General features: G+C 70.7%; 5 protein-coding genes. 2 read left to right on the plus strand and 3 right to left on the minus strand.

Annotated elements, in window-relative coordinates:
* Position 1 precedes the first annotated feature (1 nt).
* From acs to AB4880_RS21535, 3 genes are all read right to left on the minus strand, one after another.
* Complete coding sequence (gene acs, locus AB4880_RS21525) at positions 2 to 1,990, minus strand: acetate--CoA ligase (RefSeq protein WP_367921266.1); 1,989 nt, start codon at positions 1,988 to 1,990, stop codon at positions 2 to 4.
* A 148-nt stretch (positions 1,991 to 2,138) separates the two neighbouring features.
* Positions 2,139 to 3,767 (minus strand): monocarboxylic acid transporter, encoded by a 1,629-nt coding sequence (locus tag AB4880_RS21530; RefSeq protein WP_367921267.1) that lies wholly within the window; start codon positions 3,765 to 3,767, stop codon positions 2,139 to 2,141.
* Positions 3,767 to 4,144: a DUF485 domain-containing protein gene (locus AB4880_RS21535; protein WP_367921268.1), complete on the minus strand. Its 378-nt coding sequence runs from the start codon at positions 4,142 to 4,144 to the stop codon at positions 3,767 to 3,769. Before AB4880_RS21535 ends, AB4880_RS21530 begins: the two co-directional genes overlap by 1 nt.
* Positions 4,145 to 4,401: 257 nt before the next feature.
* Here AB4880_RS21535 and AB4880_RS21540 point away from each other — a divergent pair, with 257 nt between their 5' ends.
* Positions 4,402 to 4,923 (plus strand): VOC family protein, encoded by a 522-nt coding sequence (locus AB4880_RS21540; RefSeq protein WP_367921339.1) that lies wholly within the window; start codon positions 4,402 to 4,404, stop codon positions 4,921 to 4,923.
* 809 nt (positions 4,924 to 5,732) lie between these two features.
* Positions 5,733 to 7,256, plus strand: coding sequence for an MFS transporter (locus AB4880_RS21545; protein WP_367921269.1), 1,524 nt, complete (start codon positions 5,733 to 5,735; stop codon positions 7,254 to 7,256).
* Positions 7,257 to 7,287: the final 31 nt, after the last annotated feature.

Genomic DNA, 7,287 nt, shown 5'->3' on the forward strand with positions numbered 1-7,287 from the left:
TTCAGTCCTCCGTCGACGTGGCCTGGCCGGCCGAGATCAGGTCCATGATCGAGGCGTCGGCGAGGGTCTGGGTGTCGCCGACGGCGCGGCCCTCGGCGACGTCGCGGAGCAGGCGGCGCATGATCTTGCCCGAGCGGGTCTTGGGCAGCTCGGGGACGATCATGATCTGCCGCGGCTTGGCGATCGGACCGATCTCCTTGCGGACGTGGTCCGACAGCTCCTTCACGATGTCAGGCCCACCATCGCCCGCCTCGTTGCGCAAGATGACGTAGGCGACCACGGCCTGGCCGGTGTCGGGGTCGGAGGCCCCGACGACGGCCGACTCGGCGACCTTGGGGTGGGAGACGAGGGCGGACTCGATCTCGGTGGTGGAGAGCCGGTGGCCCGAGACGTTCATGACGTCGTCGACGCGGCCCAGGACCCAGATGTCGCCGTCGGTGTCCTTCTTGGCTCCGTCGCCGGCGAAGTAGTAGCCCTGCTGCTTGAACCGCGACCAGTAGGTGTCGACGTAGCGGTCGTCGTCGCCCCAGATGGTGCGCAGCATCGAGGGCCACGGCGAGGTGACGACGAGGTAGCCGCCGGAGCCGTTGGGGACCGGGTTGCCGTCGTCGTCGACCACATCCGCCTCGATGCCCGGGATGGGGGTCATCGCGGAGCCGGGCTTGCCGGCGGTGACGCCGGGCAGCGGGGAGATCATGACCGAGCCGGTCTCGGTCTGCCACCAGGTGTCGACGATGGGGGTGCGGTCGCCGCCGATGACGTGGCGGTACCAGACGTAGGCCTCCGGGTTGATCGGCTCACCGACCGAGCCGAGGATCCGCAGGCTCGACATGTCGTACTGGTCGGGGATCTCGCGGCCCTGCTTCATGAACGAGCGGATCGCGGTCGGGGCGGTGTAGAAGAGGGTGACCTTGTAGTCCTGGATGATCTTCCACCAGCGGCCCGGCTCGGGACTGTCGGGCGTTCCCTCGTAGAGCACCTGCGTGACGCCGTTGGCGAGCGGTCCGTAGACGATGTAGGAGTGGCCGGTGACCCAGCCGATGTCGGCGGTGCACCAGTAGACGTCGGTGTCGGGCTTGAGGTCGAACACCGCGTGGTGGGTGTACGACGAGCCGACCAGGTAGCCGCCGGTGGTGTGCAGGATGCCCTTCGGCTTGCCTGTGGTGCCCGAGGTGTACATGACGTAGAGCGGGTGCTCGGCGTCGAACGCCTCGGGGGTGTGCTCGGTCGAGGCGTTGCCGACCGCGTCGTGCCACCACACGTCGGTCGCGTCGTCCCACGCGACCTCCTGGCCGGTACGACGGATGACGAGCACCTTGTCGACCACGTGCCCCATCTGCGCGGTCTTGGTGCGGGCCTCGTCGACGGCCGGCTTGAGCGCGGAGGCGGTGCCGCGGCGGTAGCCGCCGTCGGCGGTGATGACGACCTTGGCCTGGCAGTCGTCGAGCCGGGAGGCGAGCGCGTCGGCGGAGAAGCCGCCGAACACGACCGTGTGCGGGGCGCCGATGCGGGCGCAGGCCAGCATCGCGACGACCGCCTCGGGGATCATCGGCAGGTAGATCGCGACCCGGTCGCCCTTGCCGACGCCGAGGTCGGTGAGCGCGTTCGCGGCCTGGGAGACCTCGCGCTGGAGGTCGGCGTACGTCAGGTCGCGGGTGTCGGCCACGCCATCGTTGACGGGCTCCCCGACCCAGTGGATGGCGACCTTGTCGCCGCGGCCCGCCTCGACGTGGCGGTCGACGCAGTTGTAGGCCGCGTTGAGCTTGCCGCCGACGAACCACTTCGCGAAGGGCGCGTTGTCCCAGTCGAGGACGCGGTCCCATCGGGTGTCCCAGGAGAGCCGGTCGGCCTGGGCGGCCCAGAAGGCCTCGCGGTCGGCGCGCGCGGCGTCGTAGGCGTCGGCCTTGACGTTGGCGTTCGCGGCCAGCTCGGCGGGCGGCTCGAAGCGACGGTCTTCCTTGAGCAGGTTGGCCAGGGTCTCGTCGGTCACGGTTCTCTCCTGAAGGAATCGGGTGGCACAGGCCACATTAGGACCCACGCAGAGTGTGGTCACCAGGGGTTGCATGGGGGTTGCTCGTACCAGAGGCCGGGACGGTCACCGCGCTACGGCGATGTTCCGCCCCGGCCCCCCGAGGTGCTCAGTGCGAGACGGCCTGCTCCGCCCCCGCCCCGGTCAGCGCGCGGACCTCGAGCTCGGTGAACCGCTCCTCCGCCGCGGGCTCCTTCGAGGTCACCGTCCCGAGCCAGCCGAAGAAGAACCCGAGCGGGATCGAGACCAGGCCGGGGTTCTCCAGCGGGAACCAGTGGAAGTCGACCCCGGCCGGGAAGAGCGCCGCGCTGGTGCCGTCGGCGTTGAGCTTGCCGGAGACGACCGGCGAGAAGAACACCAGCGTCACGCAGGAGATCAGACCGCCGTAGATGCTCCAGGTCGCGCCCCGGGTGTTGAACCGTCGCCAGAACATGTTGTAGACGATCGCCGGCAGGTTGGCCGAGGCAGCGACCGCGAAGGCCAGCGCCACGAGGAAGGCGATGTTGAGGTTGCGCGCGGGGATGGCGAGCAGGATCGCGACGACGCCGAGGCCGGCGGCGGCGTACCGGGTCACCCGGATCTCCTCCTGCTCGGTCGCCTGCCCCTTGCGGATCACGGCGTTGTAGATGTCGTGCGCCACCGACGTCGACGAGGTCAGGGTCAGGCCCGCGACCACCGCGAGGATGGTCGCGAAGGCGACCGCCGAGATCACCGCCAGCAGGATCGCCCCGCCCGTCGATCCGGCGCCGCCGCCGACCGCCTCCGCGAGCAGCGGGGACGCCAGGTTGCCGCCGCTGTTGGCGACGTCGCTGCCCACCCCGGTCTTGAGGAGCGCCGCCGCGCCGAAGCCGAGGACGAGCGTGAACAGGTAGAAGACACCGATCAGGCCGATCGCCCAGAGGACCGACTTCCGCGCGTCACGGGACGTCGGCACCGTGTAGAAGCGGACCAGGATGTGCGGCAGGCCCGCCGTGCCGAGGACGAGCGCGATGCCGAGGCTGAGGAAGTCGAGCTTGTGGGTGGCGTCGATGCCGTACTTCAGGCCCGGCTCGAGGAAGCCCGGCTTGCCCGACTCGGCGGCGGCCGTGCCGAGCAGCTCGGACAGGTTGAAGTGGAACTTCGCGAGCACCAGGACGACGATCAGCGCCGACCCGGCCATCAGCAGGACCGCCTTGACGATCTGCACCCACGTCGTCCCCTTCATGCCGCCGACCGTCACGTAGACGATCATCAGCGCGCCCACGCCCGCGATCACGGCGCTGACGGCGAGGGTGTTCTCCTTGTCGATGCCGAGGAGCAGGACGACGAGGCTGCCCGCGCCGACCATCTGGGCGAGCAGGTAGAAGATCGAGACGGTGACGGTCGAGGTCGCGGCCGCCGTCCGCACGGGGCGCTGGCGCATCCGGTACGCGAGCTGGTCGGCCATCGTGAACTTGCCCGAGTTGCGCAGCATCTCCGCGACGAGCAGCAGCGCGACCAGCCAGGCGACGAGGAAGCCGATCGAGTAGAGGAAGCCGTCGTACCCGGCGAGCGCGATGGCGCCCGAGATGCCGAGGAAAGACGCCGCCGACATGTAGTCGCCGCCGATCGCGAGGCCGTTCTGGAAGCCCGAGAAGGAGCGGCCGCCGGCGTAGAAGTCCGCCGCGCCGCTGGTCTGGCGGCTCGCGCGGATGGTGATGACGAGGGTGAGCGCGACGACCGAGAGGAAGAGGATCGCGGTGAGGGCCTGGTGGTTCATCAGTGGTCACTCCGTCCGTCGGAGGGCTTGCCGGCGAGCTCGACGAAGCGCTCGTCGAGGGTTCGGGCGAGCGGGTCGAGGCGGGACGTCGAGTAGCGGCTGTAGAGCCACGCGATGGTGAACGTCGTGACGAACTGGAGCAGCCCGAAGACGAGGGCCACGTTGATATTGCCGACGACCTTGTGGCTCATGAAGTCGCCGCCCCAGTTGGAGAGGACGACGTAGAGCAGGTACCAGGCGAGGAAGGCGATCGTGGCGGGGAAGACGAAGCCGCGGTAGCGCCGCTTGAGCTCGGCGAACTCCGGCGCGGCGTGGAGCTCGTCGTACACGGGATCGTGGCGTGCGGCCACGTCGTGGGGCGAGAGGTCGGATGGCACGGGTTCCTCCTCGGGTCGGAATGTGACCGCTGTCACGGGATCTCTCGGACGCTAGGAGCGGGCGCGGGGCCGTCGCGAGGGGTGCGGTCCGGACGCGCGCCGAGTGGGGGCGGGCAGTCGGTGAGCGGTCGGTTCGACGCGACGAGCGGTCGGTCCCGCAGGGTGAGAGTTCGACGTCCCGGCCGCCGTCGCGTCGGTAGCGTCGCGGCCAGTCGATCGCGCCCGGCGGTCGCCCTGACCTGGGAGTCACGTCGCCGATCCGCAGCCTCAACCACGCCGTCCTGTTCGTTGCCGACGTCGAGCGCAGCGTCGCGTTCTACTGCGACGTCCTCGGCTTCGAGCGGCTGCCGTTCGACTTCCCGGGCGGAGCCTTCCTGCGCGGCAAGAACTCCGCCAACGACCACGACCTCGGCCTCTTCCAGGCCCGCTCACCCCGCACCGGCGACGGCGCCGTCGGGCTCTACCACCTCGCGTGGGAGGTCGAGACCCTCGCCGACCTCGCCGCCACCCGCGACCGCCTCGCCGCCGCCGGCGCGCTGTCGGGCATGGCCAACCACGCGAGCACCAAGGCGCTCTATGCCCGCGACCCCGACGGCATCGAGTTCGAGGTGACCTGGCTGGTGCCCGACGCCCGGCTGCGTGAGGAGCTCACGCCCGGCGTCGCGCCGACCCGTCCGCTCGACCTCGACGCCGAGATCGCGCGGTACGGCGCGGACACGCCGGGTGGGCCGCGCGCCGACCTGGCGCTGATGGTGGAGCTGCTCGGCCAGGCGAAGTAGCGGGCGAGCGGCACCTGGCGCTGGAACCGGCCCTCTCTCTAGGTGCGCTGCCCGGGCAGGCGAGCTGAGCGCCGTTGCCGGAGTCCGCGCCGCACCGCGAGTCCGACCCACGCCGCCCCCGTCAGCGTCACCAGCCCGAACGCGAGAAGCAGTGCGACGTACGTCGGATCCAGCGCAGGCGGAGCCGCGCGGTACAACGTCCAGAGCAGGCACAGACCGACGACCAGCTCGACGACAGACCAGGCCAGGTCGAATGAGCGAAACCGGAGACGGAGCATCCCGCGACCGTACCGGCCCACGTGACCCCCGTCACGGGACGCCTGCTGGCACACCCCCTCGTCCAAGTGGCTAGGTAAGGCTTACCTGATCTCGGATGAGGAGTCGCCCGTGCCCGACCAGCTCCCCCTGCACCACGTCTTCCACCCGGCCCACGCCGACCACTACGCCACCGCCATCGGCGACGGCGTCGACCACCTGCTCCGCCACCTCAAGGGCGTGACGGGACCGGCCACCGGCGCCGGCCCGGCCACCGTCCGAGCCCGGGGCTGGCGCGCGGGCGGCACGAGCGGGTCCCCACGGAGCGGCTGCGGATCCTCGCGTCCGCCGAGAGCCATTTCTCGGTGCAGAAGTCCGCGCGCGCACGAGCATCGCGGAGAAGCCGGCGCAGTTCTTCTTCCTCGACCGGGAGGCCGCGGTGAGCCCGTGAGCAGGAGTTAGCCCAACGAAATCTGCGGACGCGCGGGCCGGAAACCGCGGGCGCGCAAGGTGAGGAACGACAACCGGACCTCTGCCCTGTCAGGAGCCCCTCGATGACCATCACCAATCCCGCTACCGGCCCGAGCGGCGACACCGCCGTCGCCGCACCCACTCCCGCGCTCAGCCGCCGCCGCGGTCGCTGGATCGACGACTGGCGCCCGGAGGATCCGGTGTTCTGGGACGAGGTGGGCGCGCCGATCGCGCGGCGGAACCTGATCTGGTCGATCTTCGCCGAGCACCTCGGCTTCTCGGTCTGGCTGATCTGGAGCGTCTCGTCGGCCTTCCTCGTGGCGCAGGGCTTCACGTTCTCGCCGCAGCAGCTCTTCTTCCTGGTCGCGATCCCCAATCTGGTCGGCGCGCTGATCCGGGTGCCCTACACGCTCGCGGTCGGGCGCTTCGGCGGCCGCAACTGGACGATGATCAGCGCCGGGCTGCTGCTCGTGCCGACGCTGTCGTTCGCCTACGTCGTGACGCAGCCCGGGACGCCGTACGCGGTGTTCTGCGTGATCGCCGCGACGGCCGGCTTCGGCGGCGGCAACTTCGCCAGCTCGATGGCGAACATCAACTTCTTCTACCCCGCCCGGCTCAAGGGCGCCGCGCTCGGCCTCAACGCCGCGGGTGGCAACCTCGGCGTGGCGATCATCCAGCTGTTCCTGCCGATCCTCGTCGGCGGCGCCGGCCTCTTCGGGCTGGTGCAGGCGAGCAGCGGTGGGATCCACCTCGAGCGCGCCGCCTGGGTCTACGCCGGCCTGGCCGTGGTCGCCGTCGGGGCGGCCTGTCTGCGGATGGACAACCTGGTCAACGCCCGCACCGACACCCGCCAGCAGCTGCGCGTCCTGCGCCACCGGCACACCTGGGTGATGGCGCTGCTCTACATCGGCACGTTCGGGTCGTTCATCGGCTACTCCGCGGCGATGCCGCTGCTGATCAAGCTCAACTTCTGGCACCAGGACGCGCCGCTCACCCCGGGCGCCGGCATCAACTTCGCCTACTACGCCTTCCTCGGCGCGCTCGTCGGCTCCGTCGCCCGGCCGCTCGGCGGCCACCTCGCCGACCGCTTCGGCGGGGCGCGGGTCACCCTCGTCGCCTTCGCCGGGCTGGTGGTCGGCACCGTCGGGATCCTGGCCACGCTGGCGCGGCTCACGCCGATCCCGGCCGGGCCGACGACCCCGGCGACCACGGCCGCCGTCGACGCCAACGCGAGCGTCTTCCCGCTCTTCCTCGCGGTCTTCCTCGTCGTCTTCGCCTGCACCGGCATCGGCAACGGCTCGACCTACAAGATGATCCCGGCGATCCACCGCGCCGACGCGGTCGGCGCGACCGCCGCCGACAGCCCCGAGCGTGAGCTCGCGCTGCTCGACGGCACCCGTACGTCGTCCGCCGCGGTCGGGATCATCGGCGCCGTGGGCGCGATCGGCGGCTTCCTCATCCCGATCACGTTCAACAGCCCGTGGGTGAGCGAGCCCCTGGCGGCCACGCGCAGCGCGTTCGCGGTGTTCACCGCGTTCTACCTGCTCTGCGCGGTGGTCACCTGGTCGGTCTACGTGCGCCGCGGGCGGACCTACACCGGCGTCTGAGGCGTCGTACCCGGCATTCGGGTCGTGATTC

The sequence above is a fragment of the Nocardioides ginsengisoli genome (genome assembly GCF_039537225.1).
Classification (GTDB): Bacteria; Actinomycetota; Actinomycetes; order Propionibacteriales; family Nocardioidaceae; genus Nocardioides; species Nocardioides ginsengisoli.

What these genes read in the sequence shown, in the direction of transcription:
- AB4880_RS21530 (WP_367921267.1), bottom strand. Translation starts at nt 3,767, where the DNA reads ATGAACCACCAGGCCCTCACCGCGATCCTCTTCCTCTCGGTCGTCGCG.
- AB4880_RS21545 (WP_367921269.1), top strand. Translation starts at nt 5,733, where the DNA reads ATGACCATCACCAATCCCGCTACCGGCCCGAGCGGCGACACCGCCGTC.